Source organism: uncultured Campylobacter sp. (genome assembly GCF_938045775.1).
Taxonomy (GTDB): domain Bacteria; phylum Campylobacterota; class Campylobacteria; order Campylobacterales; family Campylobacteraceae; genus Campylobacter_B.
The window spans coordinates 1-16,785 of sequence record NZ_CALIBH010000158.1; the positions used below are offsets into that span (position 1 = coordinate 1).

The 16,785-nt window shown below is 45.7% G+C and carries 19 protein-coding genes; 4 read left to right on the forward strand and 15 right to left on the reverse strand.

Features of this window, described 5'->3' with window-relative positions; translation table 11 throughout:
• From Q0238_RS05905 to Q0238_RS05915, 3 genes are all read left to right on the forward strand, one after another.
• A partial coding sequence (locus Q0238_RS05905; protein ID WP_297943902.1) for an ABC transporter permease occupies positions 1-708 on the forward strand: 708 nt, incomplete at its 5' end.
• Positions 705-1,994, forward strand: a complete 1,290-nt coding sequence (locus Q0238_RS05910) for a hypothetical protein (RefSeq protein WP_297943904.1) — start codon at positions 705-707, stop codon at positions 1,992-1,994. The genes Q0238_RS05905 and Q0238_RS05910, both read left to right, overlap by 4 nt.
• On the forward strand, positions 1,991-3,082 hold the full coding sequence (locus Q0238_RS05915) for an ABC transporter permease (protein ID WP_297943908.1): 1,092 nt from the start codon (positions 1,991-1,993) through the stop codon (positions 3,080-3,082). The genes Q0238_RS05910 and Q0238_RS05915 overlap by 4 nt, the downstream gene beginning before the upstream one ends.
• A 360-nt stretch (positions 3,083-3,442) precedes the next feature.
• On the opposite strand, the gene Q0238_RS05920 is transcribed toward Q0238_RS05915, so the two are convergent.
• The 5 genes from Q0238_RS05920 to Q0238_RS05940 all read right to left on the reverse strand — a co-directional run bounded on the left by Q0238_RS05920 (position 3,443) and on the right by Q0238_RS05940 (position 6,455).
• Positions 3,443-4,126: a hypothetical protein gene (locus Q0238_RS05920; protein WP_297943911.1), complete on the reverse strand. Its 684-nt coding sequence runs from the start codon at positions 4,124-4,126 to the stop codon at positions 3,443-3,445.
• Positions 4,127-4,277: 151 nt separating this feature from the next.
• The gene (locus tag Q0238_RS05925) at positions 4,278-4,802 is read right to left on the reverse strand and encodes a hypothetical protein (protein WP_297943913.1); all 525 of its coding nucleotides are present in this window, start codon (positions 4,800-4,802) and stop codon (positions 4,278-4,280) included.
• Positions 4,799-4,939 carry a hypothetical protein gene (locus tag Q0238_RS05930; protein WP_297943916.1) on the reverse strand — a complete coding sequence of 47 codons (141 nt, stop codon included), beginning with the start codon at positions 4,937-4,939 and terminating at the stop codon, positions 4,799-4,801. Before Q0238_RS05930 ends, Q0238_RS05925 begins: the two co-directional genes overlap by 4 nt.
• Before the next feature lie 115 nt (positions 4,940-5,054).
• Positions 5,055-5,753, reverse strand: coding sequence for a hypothetical protein (locus Q0238_RS05935; protein ID WP_297943919.1), 699 nt, complete (start codon positions 5,751-5,753; stop codon positions 5,055-5,057).
• Positions 5,754-5,861: 108 nt separating this feature from the next.
• On the reverse strand, positions 5,862-6,455 hold the full coding sequence (locus tag Q0238_RS05940; protein WP_297943922.1) for a hypothetical protein: 594 nt from the start codon (positions 6,453-6,455) through the stop codon (positions 5,862-5,864).
• A gap of 102 nt (positions 6,456-6,557) precedes the next feature.
• Here Q0238_RS05940 and Q0238_RS05945 point away from each other — a divergent pair, with 102 nt between their 5' ends.
• The gene (locus Q0238_RS05945; RefSeq protein WP_297943924.1) at positions 6,558-6,710 is read left to right on the forward strand and encodes a hypothetical protein; all 153 of its coding nucleotides are present in this window, start codon (positions 6,558-6,560) and stop codon (positions 6,708-6,710) included.
• Between the two features lie 245 nt (positions 6,711-6,955).
• Here the strand turns inward: Q0238_RS05945 and Q0238_RS05950 are convergent, their stop codons facing one another.
• The 10 genes from Q0238_RS05950 to Q0238_RS05995 form a co-directional block, all read right to left on the reverse strand.
• Complete coding sequence (locus Q0238_RS05950) at positions 6,956-7,720, reverse strand: ABC transporter ATP-binding protein (RefSeq protein ID WP_297943927.1); 765 nt, start codon at positions 7,718-7,720, stop codon at positions 6,956-6,958.
• Positions 7,704-8,684: an iron ABC transporter permease gene (locus Q0238_RS05955; RefSeq protein ID WP_291937156.1), complete on the reverse strand. Its 981-nt coding sequence runs from the start codon at positions 8,682-8,684 to the stop codon at positions 7,704-7,706. The genes Q0238_RS05950 and Q0238_RS05955 overlap by 17 nt, the downstream gene beginning before the upstream one ends.
• Positions 8,684-9,730 (reverse strand): ABC transporter substrate-binding protein, encoded by a 1,047-nt coding sequence (locus Q0238_RS05960; protein ID WP_177388356.1) that lies wholly within the window; start codon positions 9,728-9,730, stop codon positions 8,684-8,686. The genes Q0238_RS05955 and Q0238_RS05960 overlap by 1 nt, the downstream gene beginning before the upstream one ends.
• 242 nt (positions 9,731-9,972) lie before the next feature.
• Positions 9,973-10,740, reverse strand: a complete 768-nt coding sequence (locus tag Q0238_RS05965; protein ID WP_297943930.1) for a hypothetical protein — start codon at positions 10,738-10,740, stop codon at positions 9,973-9,975.
• A 399-nt stretch (positions 10,741-11,139) separates the two neighbouring features.
• Entirely contained in the window at positions 11,140-11,370 is a 231-nt protein-coding gene (locus Q0238_RS05970) for a hypothetical protein (protein ID WP_297943933.1), read from the reverse strand.
• A 670-nt stretch (positions 11,371-12,040) separates the two neighbouring features.
• Positions 12,041-12,934, reverse strand: a complete 894-nt coding sequence (locus Q0238_RS05975; protein WP_297943936.1) for a hypothetical protein — start codon at positions 12,932-12,934, stop codon at positions 12,041-12,043.
• A gap of 350 nt (positions 12,935-13,284) precedes the next feature.
• Positions 13,285-13,827, reverse strand: coding sequence for a hydrogenase maturation nickel metallochaperone HypA (locus tag Q0238_RS05980; protein ID WP_297943938.1), 543 nt, complete (start codon positions 13,825-13,827; stop codon positions 13,285-13,287).
• A 99-nt stretch (positions 13,828-13,926) separates the two neighbouring features.
• Positions 13,927-15,132: a hydrogenase expression/formation protein HypE gene (gene hypE / locus Q0238_RS05985; RefSeq protein WP_297943940.1), complete on the reverse strand. Its 1,206-nt coding sequence runs from the start codon at positions 15,130-15,132 to the stop codon at positions 13,927-13,929.
• A 192-nt stretch (positions 15,133-15,324) separates the two neighbouring features.
• Positions 15,325-16,422 carry a hydrogenase formation protein HypD gene (hypD, locus tag Q0238_RS05990; RefSeq protein WP_297943943.1) on the reverse strand — a complete coding sequence of 366 codons (1,098 nt, stop codon included), beginning with the start codon at positions 16,420-16,422 and terminating at the stop codon, positions 15,325-15,327.
• A 35-nt stretch (positions 16,423-16,457) separates the two neighbouring features.
• Positions 16,458-16,739 carry a HypC/HybG/HupF family hydrogenase formation chaperone gene (locus Q0238_RS05995; RefSeq protein WP_297943946.1) on the reverse strand — a complete coding sequence of 94 codons (282 nt, stop codon included), beginning with the start codon at positions 16,737-16,739 and terminating at the stop codon, positions 16,458-16,460.
• Positions 16,740-16,785 lie beyond the last annotated feature (46 nt).

A 16,785-nucleotide genomic window follows, 5' to 3' on the forward strand; every position in this document is an offset into this window, starting at 1 on the left:
ATCGAGCAGGTTTTGGCGCAAGATTACGGCTTTTTAAACGCAAATTTAAACGCCGCGGCAAGGCCCGTCAGCGTGAATTATCGTAGCTGGTTCAACGAAGCCAACGAATCGACGTGGTATCTCGTATCTGCTGAGTACGTGGGGATTTTAGGGCTCATCTGCCTATTTATGGTCGCGGTTGTGATCTCGCGCGAATGGGACCGCGGCACGATCGCCTCGCTTTACAACTCCAACGCAAGCGCACTTGAGATCGTCACTGCCAAGGTCGGCGCGTATTATTTCCTAGCGCTTTTGGGCGGCGCGATGACGCTCGTTTACGGGCAGGTGCTTTTAGGTATCCCGATCCGCGGCAGCGTGGCGATGCTGCTGGCGACGCTTTGCGTCTTCGTGCTGGAGATGACCTGCCTAGGCATGCTGATCTCGGCGATCTGCAAAAATCAATTCCTAGCGCAGGAATACGCCATCGTCATCGGCTATCTGCCCGTGACGCTGCTTAGCGGCATGATATTCGATCTGCGCGGACTGCCCGCGACGATCAACTTCATCGGGCACCTGCTGCCGCCCACATACGCGGTCGAGTCCTTTCGCATCTGCTTCCTCTCGGGCGGACAGAGCGCGACGCTGTGGGTAAACCTCGCCATTCAGGCGCTCGGAGCGGTTTTGTTTTTCAGCTTGTGCGTGCTTAGCGTAAAAAGGGGCGCACGATGAAATTTTTATTTTTGCTTTACGCTTGCGCGGAGAAATTTCGCGCCGCAAAAATCGGCGCAATTAACGTTTCGCTTTCGCCCAAGGCATCGATGGCGGAATTTCACGCCGCCAAAAGAGAGGACGCGATGAAAATTTTAGAATTTTTGCGCAAGCAAACGGAGCGCGAGCTTGAAATTTTAAAATTTCTTAGCGCGAGACATTTTGGCTCGCATAAACAGGCGGCGGAGTTTTTGAAATTTACGCCCAAGCTACCGCGCAATAGATCTAAAATTTTAAAATTTACGCCCAAGCTGCGCAATGGGCTTGAAATTTTAAAATTTACGCGCGCTTCAGCGCCTTTTGTGGATACAGCGCAAAATTTTATATCGCAGCGTGAATTTAAAATTTTAAAGCTTATTTGCTCGCTGCCGTTTGCTCTGCGTCATACTTTGCCGCGCGCAGATAAAGCCGAAGCAGGGCGTGCGGCGCGGCTTACTTCGCAGCATACGTACGACGCGGTAGAAAAACGGCGCGCGGTTAAGATTAATCAATATTTGGATTCTGCGCGACGCCGCATAGCGCTTCGTAGCGCAGCTGCACGGCACGGCTACAAAACGGCGCGCGCGGAAAATTTTAGCAAATTTGACCTCACGGGCGCGCTTTTAAATTTTAAATCGAACTTTACGATGCAGCTTTGCAGCGCGGTTACACGGTGTAATTACGAAGCGTGGCGTAGCGAAATTTACGCCGTTTACTTGCATAAGTACCTCGCTTTTATTCGAGCCGCAAGCGGTAAAATTTCGCGCTATGAAGTAGGGCAAGCGACGAACGCTTTGCTTTTACGGGGAGTGCAAAGAATGAAATTTTACGTTCTGAATAGGCATGCGATGAAATTTTTAAAATTTCTCGGTGCGAGATGCTTCGGCTTGCAAGCGGCGGTTGGGCGCGGGTTTGAAATTTTAAAATTTAGCGCCGCAGAGCGCTTAAAATACTGCTTCAAGCCGCAAAAGCAAGCGGCAGAGCTTTTAAATTCTAGCTCCTTGTCGCCGTGCAGGTTTAAACTTGCGCTTTTAAAATTTACGCCCGAGCCGCCGCGTAATAGATCTGAAATTTTAAATTTCATGTTCGCATCGTATAAGCTCAAGCTCGCGCTGCGGAAATTTACGCTCGAGGTGCGTAAATTTAAACCCGCGTCCGCGGTGCGTTTAAATTTCTCTTTAAATTCCGTTCTGCACGCACGCGCCGCTAAATTTGAAAATGGCGTTAAATTTAAAGGCGCCGCTAAATTTAAAAGGAGTGCGCGATGAACGCTCTGCGAAAATCCCTGCTTCGAATTCGCGCGCTGATAAAAAAGGAATTTTTGGCGATGTTTCGCGACAAGGGCACGCGCATGGTGCTGATCGTGCCGGTGCTGGTGCAGGCGATCATATTCGGCTACGGCGCGAATTTCACCCCCGAGCAGGTGCGCTACGCGATTTTGGACGATGCCCGCGATGCGACGTCCACCGCGCTGGTACAGCAGATCGCTGCTACGCCGATGTTTAAAACAGATCTCGGCTGCAAAGACCTAACCTGCCTGCGCCGCGCGGTAAGCGAGGGCGAGGCGATCATCGGGATCTATTTCGGCAACGATTTTAAGGACACGCACGAGCTTTTGATCATCGCGGATTCGCGCAATACGACCTTGGCAAACACCGTCATCGGCTTCGTGCAAGCCATAGCGGGGGAATACAACGCGCAGAATTTTGTCAATTTAATCAGTATAAATCCGCGCTATGTTTTTAACGAAAACACGATCACGCGCTACACGATCATGACGGGGATGATTTTGGGGCTTTCGATGATTCAGGTGCTGATGCTATCGGCGTTTAGCGTCTCTCGCGAGCGCGAGGAGGGTAGCTTTGATATGATGCTGATGACGCCTGCAAACCCGCTTGAGATGCTAATCGGCAAAGCCGTGCCGCCCGTGCTGATCGCGATCGCGCAGGGGCTCGCGCTGTTTTTGATCTGCGTGTTTTACTTCGAAATTCCGTTTCGAGGGCGCTTTGCGGATCTTTTTGCGATCATCGCGATCTTTAGCGCCTGCAACGTAGGCATCGGCCTCGTGATCTCGACCGTCTGCAAAACCTCGCTACAATCGGTCGTAAGCTCGTTTTTGTTCCTGCTGCCGTGCATTATGATAAGCGGGCTGATAACGCCTGCGGACGCGATGCCGCAGTGGTTTTACTACATCGCGCACCTAGATCCGATGTATTATGCCAACAACTGCATGTGGCGGATCTACCTGGAAGGCGCGAGCCTAAGCGAGCTGTGGCATCTCATCGTGCCGCTGCTGCTGATCGGCGTGGGCACGTTGAGCTTTGCGGCGTCGCTTTTTAGAAATAAGCTGGATTAGGGATTAGATCGGAATTTTAGAATTTCAGCTGGAATTTTGGCTTGGATTTTGCTTCGTAGGAATTTTTGGATTGAACCTTTGCTTAAAATTTTAAATTGATCGCGGAATTTAGGCTTGGAATTTTGCCCTAAATTTTGCGCGTTCGTAGCGGATAAAATTAAATCAAAATCCCGTGTTTCCGCCCGATGCACCGCGCGTCGCGATAAAATTCCGCGCCTTAAATTTTAAAAATTTTGCAAAATTCCATCTTGCGAATAGAGTTAGAATTTAAATCCGGGGTTGCCCGGGCGTCTTGCGGCAGTCGTATCATCTGCGCTCGCCTTGGAAGCGGGCTTTTTCGCATCGTCTGCGTCTGATTTCTTAAAAAGTGGCGAGTTTTCTGTAAATGCTTGGTTTTTCGCCGTCCGCACCTAGCTTGGCGCCGTCAAGCTCGCTAGAATTTTCCGCGCCGCATAACCTTGCGGGGTTGAATTTTATCCACGCTATGATTAGCAAAATCCCCGAAAACGCCGTTACCAGCGACGCTGCGATTAGATACGGCAGAGCGAGGATTACGCCTATTTTAGCTAGCGCGCCCGATGCCGCTTCGCAGGGCCACGTCACGGACACCACTATGCCGTAGATTTTAAATAAATCCACGCCGCTAAGTGTGGCTAGGCGGCAGTTTAATACGCCCCAGATTATCACCGCTGCGCACGTCGAAAGGACGTAGAGCAGGGTGTAGAGTAGATCAAGCATCGCGCCCTCTTTTAGCGCTACTACCATGGCGCAGTAGCACAAAATCGCGACGATTGGGATACTTTCTATCAGTCTATAGGTCTTAACGAAGCGCACGCCTAGTGCCTTTTCTAGGCAAACGAAGCAGTCGTAAAATATCGCTAGCGTCGCTAGCAGCGCTAAAACTCTAAAAATCGCGACCGCGTCCTCGTCTATGCTGCTTACGCCCACCGTGCCGCTTATGCCGATGCCTAGCAAAATCACGGCACCTAAAACTCCGCGGAATTTCGCCTTGCGAAGCAGATCTTGCTTTGAAATTTCTTTCATTTTTATCCTTTGAATTTTCTAAATTTATGCGCTATCTTGCGGCTTTGCTGCTGCGGCGGCGCGCTTGACATTGCTATAACAGCGCGACTTTGGACGTTACGGTTTAGACTTACAAAAGCGCGAGGTCGCTGCAAAACGAAAGCGCTTCGGCTTAGGCGAGCTTTTCTATCTTGCTCCAAGCTAGCAGATGCACGATGCTAGTTATCACAAGAGCAATGAACGGCAAAAATTCCTTTAATGACGCGATAATTAAAACTGCATCGGAATCGCCAATTTGCGGCTTGGAGGTAGCCAAACGAAAGGGCCCTGCGCCGCACAGTATATTTAGCGCTAAAAACCCCACGCAGAGCCATACATAGGTGCGAAAGGCGCTCACGCCGCTTACTCGCGCCAAAGAGAAATTTATGCGAAGCCACGCTACGATTATGTAGATTGCGGCTGCGGGTACCGCTAAATTCCATATTGTCTCTCCTGTTGTCTCTCTAACCATCTCTTCTCTACAAGAACTTATCGGATGAAATAATGAAAACACCGAGATGCAGATGAAAACAATTATGCAGTTGCGGTAAAGCGCCGCCGCTTTTATCCCGCTAAGAGCTGAAATTTTGCTGAGCGCTCTTAACCTATAAATCACCGAGAAGCAAATAAAAGCGATAAAAATTCCACCTATGATCACGATATTATATGGATACCCGGTATGCCCTCAAAAACAAAGTCTATCGCCATCAAAACCACTGGTAACGCCGCTAAAAACAGATCAATGCCGGTGCTGATCATCCCATTTTTTCTTGCTTGAGATACGGTGTCTTGCACGTCGTATAACTCCTTTTAAAAATTTATTTCAATATGCAAAAAGCAGATGTAAAACGCTAATCAAACCGAAAAGAGCGAAATTTTATCGTGACAAGAGGTTTATGAAATTTAAAATTTAAACCTCCGCGCTTATCTTTTCTATCTTGCTCCAGGCTAGTAGGTGCACGATGCCAGTTATTATGAGAGCGGCAAACGGCAGGAGCAGTTTAAGCATTACGACAGCAATAGCTAAAGCCGAGACCTGCTCGGTCCGCGGCTCGGAGGAAATAGCTATAGCAATAATCGCTGCATTGCATAGTATATTTAGCACAAAAAGCCCCACACAAAGCCACACATAAGTCCGAAAGGTACTCACGCCGCTTACGCGCGCCAAAGAGAAATTTATGCGAAACCATGCGACGATTATGTAAATAACGCCTGCGAAAAGCGCTAGTCCAAATATCGCCACAAATGGGTTATCGCTCTGCCCGCCGTCTGCGTCAGGCTCCCTCGGATAAAGGTAATTAAGCACGAGCGCTAGCGCAAAAAAGCAGACGCAGATTATTATGCAGTTGCGATAAAGCGTCGCTGCTTTTATGCCGCTAAGCGCTGAAATTTTTCGGAGTGCCTGCAATCTGAAAAATGCCGAAACACAAATAAAAGCAATCAAAATTCCGCTAGCGATATAATTTATCATCTCGTCATCAAGGCGCCATGGCTCGCTGAAAGAGACATAGCCTACCACGATAAAAACCGCGGGTAGCGCCGCCAAAAACAGATCGATGCCGGTGCTGATCATCCCCTCTTTTCTTGCCTGAGATACAATGAATTGCATATATAAACCCTTTTTAAAAATTTGACCAGAAGTATATATAAACAAGCATAAAATATAAATTAAACCGATCAGATCGGAATTCTATCGCGACAAGATATTTGCGAAATTCTAAACTTTTACGCTTATCTTTTCTATCTTGCTCCAGGCTAGCAGATGCACGATGCCGGTTATTATGAGGACTATGGGTAATATCAAATGGTATAGTGCATTTAATGGAAAAAGGATGACGCAGAGCCACACATATGTCTCAAAGATCCCCACGCCGCTTACGCGTGCTAGAGCAAAATTTATGCAAAACCACGCTACGATCATGTAGATTGCGCCTACAAACGCTATCAAAATGCACAATATCATTGCCAAATGCTTGTGTGAGATCGATAAAGGAATCGATAAAAAGATGCTTGTTATGGCAATGACACAGATGCAGACAATTACGCAGTTGCGGTAAAGTGCCGCCGCTTTTATGCCGCTAAGCATTGAAATTTTGCGGAGCGCTCTTAGCCTGAAAAATACCGAAACACACAAAAGAGCAAAAATAATTCCGCCAGTGATATAGGTAGCCGTCTTGTTGGTGCTAAGCCCTAGCATGCCGCCAGTAGCAATATCTAGCGCAACTAAAGTCGCAGGTACTGCCGCTAAAAACAGATCGATGCCGGTGCTGATCATCCCCTCTTTTCTTGCCTGAAATACGAGATTTTGCATACATAAGCCTCTTAAAAAATTTATCCCGAAGTATACATAAATCTATGTAAAGCAGGAATTAAATAGCTAAATTTAAAATTTTAAAATTTCGTCAGGGCAAGCTTGCAGACTGCGGAATTTCAGGAATTTTACCAGAGCGAGAATAAAATTTCGCCGCGGGATTTAAAACGGAATTCCATCTATGGATTTGCGGGGCAGAATTTCACGGCGGAATTTCAGATCTCAAGCGCAGCATACTTTCATAGCAGGATTTAAAAATTAGCGTGATGTCGAATAGAATTCGCCGTGAAATTCTAGAGCAAAATTTTGCAAATTTGCAAGGCAGAATTCCGCCATGAAATCCCAGGCAGGAATTCTAAAACAAAACTTTATTACGAAATTTTAAAGCGAAATTCCGCTATGAAATTTAGATCTAAATTTTAAAGTGACATTTTAAGACAAAATCCCACGATTTAAAATTTCGCGCCGATTGATGAGTTGCTTTGTCGCGCCGCTCGCGCCTACCTCACCTGTGCGCTAAAAATTTGCGTGATGCTGGGGATTTGCTCGCCCGCAACGTCAAATTCCGCCGTTTTGATCTGCACGCCGTAGAGCGAGCTAAGCGCGGCTTCAGTTAAAATTTCGTTGCTTGCGCCGTAGTTGTAGCTAAGATCATTTCGCAAGATCAGTGTGCGATCGGCGACTGCAAGGGCGTGGTTAGGCTGGTGAGTAGTAAAAACTATGCTCGCATCGCTATTTGAGCGCAGATTCGCGATGAGGCTTAGCACGCGGTCTTGGTTTTTGATATCAAGCGCGCTGGCAGGCTCGTCCAAGAACAGCACGTCGCTGCTGCTAGCTAGGGCTCTAGCAAAGAGCACGAGCTGCCTCTGCCCGCCGCTAAGGGCGTTAAAGCTGCGCTTTTGCAGATGGGCGACGCCTAGCGTATCCAGAGCGTTAAGGCAGATTTGAATATCCTTTTTGCCCGGTTTTGAAAAGAGCGAGATCTCGCGTACCCTGCCCATCAGTACGATGTCAAGCACGCTGTAATCAAACGCGACGTTAAAGCTCTGCGGCAAGAAAGCAAATTTTGCCTTGCGCACGATCTCGCCTTCTTTAGGCTGCAAAATCCCCATCATACACGACATTAGCGTGCTTTTGCCTTGCCCGTTTAAGCCCAAAATCGCTAATGTTTGAGAGCTGGCAAGCTCGAAGCTTAAGTTGCGAAAGCAGAATTTTTCCGCCTCGTAGTAAAAGCCAGCGTTTTTTACCTCAATTAGATTTTGCATTTTTGGCACTCCTTTTTAGAAGTAGGGCAAAGATCGGGCTTCCGATGAGAGCGGATAGAATTCCTAAAGGAATTTCGGCGCTACTTAGCGAGCGAGATAGATCGTCGATTGCCAGCATAAAGATCGCTCCTGCAATGAAGCAGGCAGGCATTAGCTTCACGTGGTCGCTGCCCGCGATGAGCCTGGTGGCGTGCGGCACTACAAGACCTACCCAGCCGATATTTCCGCTGACGCTAACTTGTACGGCGATCAGAGCGGTGCAAAGCGCTAGGATCGTGCAGCGCAGAAACTTAACATCCACGCCCAGCACGCGCAAATCATCATCATTTAGGCTGAGTAGATTAAACCGCCATCTCAGCGCGATTAAGACTGCAGAAGCGGGCAGGGCGATCGCGCACATCAAAATTACTTTATCGTATCCTGCGCTTACGAAGCTTCCCAGTAGCCAAAAGACGATATTAGGTAGCACTTCCTCATCGTCTGCTAGATACTGCACTAAGCTCGTAAGTGCGGCAAATACGCCGTTAATGACTATACCTGCTAAAATGAGTGAGAAAATATCGGCGCGTGCTACGAATTTTGCCAAAAGATAGAGTAAAAATAGCGCCGCAAGCCCGAAGCAAAATGCAAACCCCGCAAGCCATAAGCCGCTCAATCCTAGCAAAATACAAAGCGCGCCGCCGAATGCCGCTGCAGTGCTAACGCCTACGATGTGCGGGCCAACGAGCGGGTTTTTAAATACCGCCTGCAAGCTCAAACCCGCGATAGCAAGCGCTCCACCGCAAAGACTAGAGAGTAGAATGCGCGGAATTCTAACATCCATCATCACACTTTTGGCAGCTTCATCGCCGCCTCCGCTAAAGAGAATTTTAAAAATTTCTTCTAACGGTATATGAAATTGTCCGCTAGCGAGCGAGATTAGCGCCAGCACTACCCAAAAAAGAAGCAGGATTAGGTTCAGCATTATTTTTGATATTTGACGCGGTAAAATTTCTCGTAGAATTCCTCTACTTTTTTATCAAAGTTTGCGTCCTTAAAATTTTGCGGATAAAGTTTCATCGCAAGCCATTCCTCACCAAGCGCCATTGCTTCGGCAGTCGGATGACCCCATGCTTTAACGAATTCGGGCATTAGATAAATTCTATCCTCTTTCACGGCGCTAAGACCTTTTAGCGCAGGGTTTGCCTTAAGTTCGGCAGGTACTTGAGGATAGCGGTTTTGCACTAAGATAATCTGCGGATTCCATGCTAAAATTTGCTCCGGCGAAACCTGCTTGTAGCCCTTTATATCTGCAGCGGCAACGTTTGTCGCACCCGCTCTTGCTAGCATTACGCCAGTATATTTGCCGCTACCGTAGGTCGTAAGATCGGGATTTGCCATATAAACTCTAGGTCTTTTATCTACGATAAAATTGCTAAATTTGGCATTTAAATCAGCTTGCGATTTTTTAACGAAATCTATTAGTTCAGCGGCATCCTTTTCGTGATTGCTTAGTTCGCCTAGAATTTTAACCCCCTCGTAAAAGCCCTCATCGTAAGCAGCGAAGCTATCGCGCTCATCTTTAAAGGTCGGATTTAGTTTAGCTTTTTCCTCTTGTGCAGAGCTAAAAAATGAAATGCCTACGACCGGGATTTTTAACTCCTCCATTTTAGCGATATATTCTTTAGGAAAGTAGTTTACCACTACGACCGCATCGGGCTTTAGACTAAGCAGAGCTTCGTAATTGACATCTTTGATATCGCCCGGATTAGGTAGGTTTTTAAAACTCGGCGCCAAACGATTATACTCTTTGCCTAGGCGTTGCTCCCAGCTTTTTAGGATGCCTACGACCTTATCTTGGGCGTTGATTTCGTTTAAGACATTGAGCGCTTCGTGGTGTAGCACGACGATACGATTTACTTGATCCGGGATCGTGACCTTGCGACCGAGCTGATCGGTAATCGTGCGATCTGCAAAAGCCAGGCTAGCGCAAAGCGCTGCACCAAGAAGGATTGAGTGAAGTTTAAGCATTTTTTCTCCTTGAAAATTCCGCAAAATATGCGGGATTAGAATAGCGGAATTATAGCTGATCAGTATAAAATCCAGATAAATTTTTATATAAATTTTGATTTTGTCGTGGGGGATTTCAGATGCTTTCGTAGGGCAGAATTTTGTGATTTTACGCAGAATTTTGCTAGTAAAAATTTTTACCCGTCTCCTCTAGGCTCACGGGATACTGACCGATGCCCAGCGAAACCGATTGGTTTTTTGATTTATTTTGTAGGCATCGTCCATAAGCTTTTATTCCAAAGCTCCGCACCCGAAATCCCTTTAACCCTAATCCAAGCGATAATTTCTAAAATTTCAGATAAAAGGATTATCGCGAGTACCATGTACGCTGCAGTTGCACTACTCATTTCCGGCAGTTTAATAAACGAATTGATGATTTCTACAAGTACTAAAGATATAAAATATAACCACGCGTAAGCATAAAAAATTTTACTCTTAGTGGCTTCTCCTAAGTAGCAATATACTATTGCCGGGGCTATGGTGCTGACAATCTTAAACGCTGTAATCGTTACATACCAAATGGTAACAAATTGCGTCTCTTTAATCTCTATAGAGTGATTAAGTCCTATGGCCATAGCCGCTAAAATGCAATAGAATGCCTCCACGAAAGAACCGCCTCGCTCGTGTAAGGTATAATCTAGAGTCTCCAAGCTCACAATATTATTATTCATAGAGTATGGTAAAGGCGAAATAAATACGATAGTCCAAAGCACTCGGGCGATAAAGTTAATTAAATACGCCCTAAAGACCTTACTATCGGAGATATCCGAGATCATTTTGGTTGCCGAGAGTTTGAAAATCATCGAAGTAAAAATCACGGCGACGATTGCGGCTGCGGCAGCAAAAAATCCTCTCATCGTAATATCGTGTAAAAGCTCGCAACAAGCCCAAATGATCAGGTAGCAGCAGATCGATAAAACCCTAGAGGTTATGCCGCGGAATTTTATGGCGTCTAAAGTGTTGCGATTCATTTTTTGCCTTTGGATTTTTAAAATTTTATGGCGGATTATACTTGCGGGATTTGAAATTTAGATAAATTTTAGAAACCCCGCGTTGCTAAATTTTAAAATTTGGCATCGAGTGTGAGAAATCTACTATAGAGAAAACTCGCATTTTCGCATTTGGTCTCTTTGGGTTCTTTGAGTCGATATACGATAAATAGTGTTGAAAAGCGCTATAGTTCCCATAATTCTAGAAATTTTATATTGAAAACTATAATTTTCAAACTTTTGGTAATCTCCCGAATCCACAAGCTTGTAAAAGTTATGATATAATTCAGTCTCACAACTGATAAAGAAGTAAAGGCTATCAATGCCCGGTAGCAATGAGTATCCCTTTGCTTCTTTGTCTGAAGCTTCCATTTTATCCCCCTATTCTTGCTTAGCCTTTTGTAATTCTATCTGCTCTCGCTCAAAATCAACGAGTTTCTGAGCCGTAGAAGCCAAAAGCTGATATAAATCATTAAACGTTAGGTTCTCGCCTTTAAAAAGCGTCTTAGCGTCCTCTAAAACGCTCTTAATCATATTCTGAATAAATGCAGATTTAGACATATTGAGATTTTTGCAATACCTATCGAGGTCATCGATAAGTTTTGCGTCCATACGCAGCATTAAATTCCTTTTCGGAGCTCTTTTCATTTCCTTAAATCCTTTCTATGCAAAATTTATAAGGATTTTAGCATAGATAAGCAAATAAGAAACTTAAAAAGATAAGGGGTATTTTTGATAATAGTTTATCAAAACATAGGCGTAAAATCGTGCGAAACTTAAGAGGTGCCGCAAAGTGCCGTGTAATGGTAATTTGCTAAAGCATAGAACTGCATAATTATACGAGTAGCAGGGGGTGTATTACTAAGGACACCCCTTAAACGAAAAACTTAAATAATTTCAATCGAAATAATCGACCGATAATTATCCATAGCTTAAGGTTTATTTAAGCTTTATTATCAACCAAAACTTAAATCAATATCAAGCATTCGGCAATAATTGCAAAAATTTTAAAATAATTGCGGGTCTGCCTCTGCGCCGCTCGTCCTCTCGCGGCTAATCGGCAGCCCGCCATATTTATAATTTTTAACCTTTTTTCGATTCGCCCAAAATTGTAATATTATTTTTGCTAGATCTGTCAAGACCAAGCATAAAGCAAAAACACTCATAAATTTTAATAATATCATCGGTGATGAGTGTTTTTGCTTTATGTCCTACGGAGCCTTGACAGACTGCAAAAAAATATTATTTCGTGCGTATGCGAAAAAAGGTTAAAACTGCATAATTATGCAAGGAAATCCCCTAAATACTTCAAATCCCAACCATTTTCTTTGGCTTTCTGCAAGTATTTTATCATCTGACGCTTGTGCCACTTCTCGCAGCCTACTTTAGATCGCTTGACCGTCATACGGTGCGGTAATGGAGCATCGTATTCCAAGCAGCCAGACATAATAGAAATCCTTTCAAAATCGCAATAATTTAAAATATCAAGCCAAAGAGGGTGTTCCTTTAGCCTGCTTAGATTTCGACTTTCCTTATACCTCCGTATCTTTGCTACATCATCGCCATAAAAGCTAAGATTAGAAAACGTATTGCCAAATAAGCCTTTGTAAAACGAAAATAGACTTGTAAGGGTTCTAACTCCACATTGCATTAAATAATCTCTTTTAAGCGTAAATTCTGCGTTCCAAATAGGCTTTTCAAAATCAAAGCCGTTTTGCAATAAATACTCTTTCTTGACTTGAGACGACAAAGTATCTAAACTTTTCTCAATCTCAAGCTTTTTATTATAAATTTTAAAATACAAAACGCTGCTCCTTGAGCCTAAATACAAGGTTTCAAGACCTAAACGGCTGTTAATCTCAAAAATCTCGTGTCCTTTGCAACATTCTTCAGACACGTAAAATCTACCTGCAAAACATTCAGGCTTACATTTTGAAAAATCATAGCCGCCGATAAAGCAATTAATATCTACCCTACTCGGATACATTGTCATAAAATTAGCAGTAAGACCAAATGCAGATTTCAAAATATCTAATATCTTACCAATCGTGGACTTTATGCCATAGCTATAAATAGCCTCTCCATAAAGCTGAATATAGACATTATGAATGTGTTTCTGCTGCTCGGGATTTTTAAAAATAGCAGAGCAGAGCTTAACGCCATCAGGACTGGACAACTCGAACTTATGCCCAATAACGCCGTTTTGCTTTGAGCTAGTCTTACACACGTAAGATAAACTATAATTTTCAAGTAAAAATCTAATACGAAATTAACGTATAATTATATGAATAATTTCATGTATTTTTGACGCATTTGGTGTTTTTATCAATGGTTTTTATTAGAAGAATTTTTACATCAATCTTATTTGATAATTTAGCGACTTCAAATGAAATCAGTAGGACAAATGTGTTTTCTGCAAGAATCAAAATAGATGATATTTGAATTGGGTGGAAATGAAATTTTGCTTATGACAAGAGTTTAAATTTGAAATATAAGAAGTTATCGCGCCAAGATGAGCGCCCTCTTTTATTCGATAACCAGGCGCATTAGATACATATCCTCGCCGTCGATTACACTGATTTCGGAGCTTTTGCAGTGCGGGCAAGAAAAGTCGTTCTGCGCCAAATCTCCGCTAAAACCGCAGTTTTTGCATTTTACGACGATCTCTTGGGTGTGGATGATGAGATCCGCATTTTCGCAGACGGTGCCTGCGCGAAAGACTTCATAGCAGTTTTGCAGATAATGCGCTTCCACGCCGCTTAGTCGCCCTATTTTTACGTGCAGTTCCCTTATCTGTGGACTTTTCGAACTAAATGCATCGTAAGATGCCTGTGGATTTGCACCTAAATTTTTATAAAAATCGCCGTTTTTGTCGTTCGAGTCCGTATTTGCAGCGCCCGTATTTTCGGGATTCCTGGTGTCTATGTCCGTATTTTCATTGGCAGTATCGGCGATGTCGCAGCTATTTTTATCGCCCTGCTCGGCCGCGCCTTTTTTCTTCGCTTTTTCAGCGTTTAGCGCCTTTTCACATAGCGCCACAAGATCCGCTACGATCGATAGTTCATGCATTTTTCCCTCTAAATTTTACGGCCACGCCGTATTTTATACGAAATTTTGTTGTAAATTTAAAAATACGTCTGAAATTTAGGCTTAAATTTGCACGCAAATTTAACAAATCCTCGGCAGCAGTTCGCCTTTCGGAAGCTCCAGAAATCGCTGCGAGCCGTAGGCGTTTTGCAAAATCACTCGCCCTTTTGTCGCATAGGGAGCTTGAAATTGTTCCGCCCTATTTTCTGACGCCGCGTCCGTATCGCTTATACCCGTAAATTCGTCTTGCGCGCTAAGCTTCGGCGTCAAAGTACCCTCAAATTCGCCCCCGCCGTGCCCTACTTCGCGTACCTCGCCGATGATTGCGGCGTTTGCGTCAAATTCGCGCAGTATCTCAAGCGCCCTATTCGCTTCGGCGTCATCTTTTACGATCGCTACGAAAGTGCCTTCGTTTGCGAGTTCGTATGGCTCAAAGCCCAGCAGCTCGCACACACCCACTACTTCGTCGCTGATTTTGATATCCTCTTCGCGCACTAAAAATTCAAGCCCACTGGAGCTTGCGAATTCGTTCAAAACCGCGCTAAGCCCGCCGCGCGTCGCATCTCGCATCGCTTGGATCTTCACGCCTTGCAAGATCAGCTTTTCGACCGCGCCGCAAAGCGGTTTGCAGTCACTTTGTAGCTCGCTACTTAGCGCGATCTCGTCGCGTGCCGCGAGTATTACTGCTCCGTGTCGCCCGATGTCGCCGCTAAGGAGGATTTTTGCGCCCGCTTTGATGTTTTGCACGCGCGCAGGTCGTAAAACACGGCCGATGCCGCTCGTGTTGATGAAAATTTTATCGCAATTGCCCCGCGGTACGACCTTCGTGTCGCCGCAAACGATACGAACGCCGCAGCTTCGCGCGGTGCTCGCCATCGAGTCCAGGATGCGTCGCAGCTCGCTTAAGCTAAGCCCCTCCTCGATGATGAGTGCGCAGCTTAAAAACAGTGGCTTGGCGCCCACCATCGCAAGGTCGTTGACGGTGCCGCAAACGGCGATCTTGCCGATGTCGCCGCCATTAAAAAATAGCGGTGTGACGACGAAACTATCGGTGCTGAAAGCCAGCTCGCCGCCGAAACTAGCCGCCGAATTCAAAGCAGAGTTCGCCGCGCGATCAAAACCCGCCCCGGCGTCTAAATTTAAATCGTCTAAATTTAAATTTAGTATCGCGCTGTCGTTGTTCGCGCGTAAAATTTCATTATCAAACGCTGCAAATATCGTCTCGTTGATGAGCCTATTCATCTCCTCGCCGCCGCCGCCGTGGCTTAAAAGTATAGTTTCGTTCAAATTTTTCCTTTTTATTTGGTTTTAAATTCGGTTTTAAATTTAAAGCCCGTATTCCGCAGCCGAACAAGCCGCGCCGCTACGGCGCCGCGCAAAATTTCAAATTAAATTTTAGCCCGACGTTTTTTCTTCGGTCAAAATTTTAAATCATGACTTATTTTTAAAATTTACGCCCTGCTATACCGCGTGCAAAATTTAACCCGCGTTTTTGACGTCGCCGTATTTATAGTACGCCGCACACGCCCCTTCGCTTGAGACCATGCACGATCCTATCGGGTTTTGCGGCGTACAGTGCTTGCCGAAAACCTTGCAATCATAAGGGCTTTTTTTACCGCGCAAAATTTCGCCGCAGATACAGGCCTTGCTCTCGGGCGCGCTCTGTACGCTGCAATCAAACTGCACCCTGGCATCCAGCGCCGCGTACTGCGGGCGCAGCTTCATGCCGCTTTTTGGAATTTCGCCGAGCCCTCGCCACGGAAAATCGCAAATTTCAAAATATTTATCTATTAAATTTTGCGCTTTTTGGTTGCCGCCCTCTTTTACGACGCGCTCGTATTCGTTGAAAACCTCGTAGGTGCCGGCGTTTTGCTGCTCCACCAAATTTAACACGCCCGCCATTATGTCAAGCGGCTCAAATCCGCTTACGGCGATCGGCTTTTTGTAATCCCGCGCGATGCTCTCGTAGGCCTTCGCGCCGGTGATCACGCTTACGTGGCTAGGTCCCAAAAACGCGTCTATCTGCACGTCCGCATCGTCTAAGATCGCTCGCACGGGCGCGGGCACCGTAACGTGGTTGATGTGGAAAAAGAGATTTTTTAGCTCCAGGCTTAGCGCCTTATCGATCAGCACGGCGCTCATCGGCGTCGTCGTCTCAAAGCCGATCGCAAAAAATATCACCGTTTTTTGCGGATTTTCCTGCGCGATCTTTATGCAATCAAGCGGGCTGTAAAGCGCCCTGATATCGTGCCCCTCGCCGCGCAGCTTCTGCAAGCTGGTGCGAGAGCCAGGAACTCGAAGCATATCTGCTAGAGTGCAAAAAATACTCTGCGGCATCGCGGCGAGCTTGATCGCCTCGTCGATGCGACTGCGCGGCATTACGCACACTGGGCAGCCGGGGCCGTGGATAAATTTGATATTTTTGCCGACCAGGCTAGGAAGGCCGAATTTCATGATCGAGTGCGTGTGTCCGCCGCAAATCTCCATAATGTTTAGCGGCTTTTTGCTTTTAGAAATTATCAGCTTGCTAAGCGCTAAAATCAGCTCCTTATCCCTAAAATCCTTGATTAGATCCATTATTTACCTTAAATTTTACGGGTTTGCAAGCCGTTTTAATTCTCTGCGCCGGCTCTCGGCTCTATGCTTTCATACACGGAGCTCTCTTCCGCCCTCATCTGATTTGCAATCTGCTCGTAAATTTCGATACTCTCCTTCGCTCGCTGCGTATCGATCTTCTCCATCGCAAAGCCAACGTGGATCAGCACGTACTCCCCGACCGCCGCGGGCTCAGGGAGCAGATCCAAGCTCACGCCGCGGCGCACGCCCAGAGTCTCCACCGTCGCGAAATTATTTTCGTCGATTGAGATGATTTTTGAAGGAATTGAAAGGCACATTAACGAAATTCCTTCTTGTATTGTAGGAATTTCAGCCATTTCTCCA

Excerpts from the sequence above, each read along its gene's own strand:
- Q0238_RS05940 (WP_297943922.1), bottom strand. The coding sequence starts at position 6,455 with ATGCAAAATCTCGTATTTCAGGCAAGAAAAGAGGGGATGATCAGCACC.
- Q0238_RS05915 (WP_297943908.1), top strand. The coding sequence starts at position 1,991 with ATGAACGCTCTGCGAAAATCCCTGCTTCGAATTCGCGCGCTGATAAAA.
- Q0238_RS05995 (WP_297943946.1), bottom strand. The coding sequence starts at position 16,739 with ATGTGCCTTTCAATTCCTTCAAAAATCATCTCAATCGACGAAAATAAT.
- Q0238_RS05910 (WP_297943904.1), top strand. The coding sequence starts at position 705 with ATGAAATTTTTATTTTTGCTTTACGCTTGCGCGGAGAAATTTCGCGCC.
- Q0238_RS05950 (WP_297943927.1), bottom strand. The coding sequence starts at position 7,720 with ATGCAAAATCTAATTGAGGTAAAAAACGCTGGCTTTTACTACGAGGCG.
- Q0238_RS05980 (WP_297943938.1), bottom strand. The coding sequence starts at position 13,827 with ATGCATGAACTATCGATCGTAGCGGATCTTGTGGCGCTATGTGAAAAG.
- Q0238_RS05970 (WP_297943933.1), bottom strand. The coding sequence starts at position 11,370 with ATGGACGCAAAACTTATCGATGACCTCGATAGGTATTGCAAAAATCTC.
- Q0238_RS05965 (WP_297943930.1), bottom strand. The coding sequence starts at position 10,740 with ATGAATCGCAACACTTTAGACGCCATAAAATTCCGCGGCATAACCTCT.
- Q0238_RS05955 (WP_291937156.1), bottom strand. The coding sequence starts at position 8,684 with ATGCTGAACCTAATCCTGCTTCTTTTTTGGGTAGTGCTGGCGCTAATC.
- Q0238_RS05935 (WP_297943919.1), bottom strand. The coding sequence starts at position 5,753 with ATGCAATTCATTGTATCTCAGGCAAGAAAAGAGGGGATGATCAGCACC.
- hypD (WP_297943943.1), bottom strand. The coding sequence starts at position 16,422 with ATGGATCTAATCAAGGATTTTAGGGATAAGGAGCTGATTTTAGCGCTT.
- Q0238_RS05920 (WP_297943911.1), bottom strand. The coding sequence starts at position 4,126 with ATGAAAGAAATTTCAAAGCAAGATCTGCTTCGCAAGGCGAAATTCCGC.
- Q0238_RS05960 (WP_177388356.1), bottom strand. The coding sequence starts at position 9,730 with ATGCTTAAACTTCACTCAATCCTTCTTGGTGCAGCGCTTTGCGCTAGC.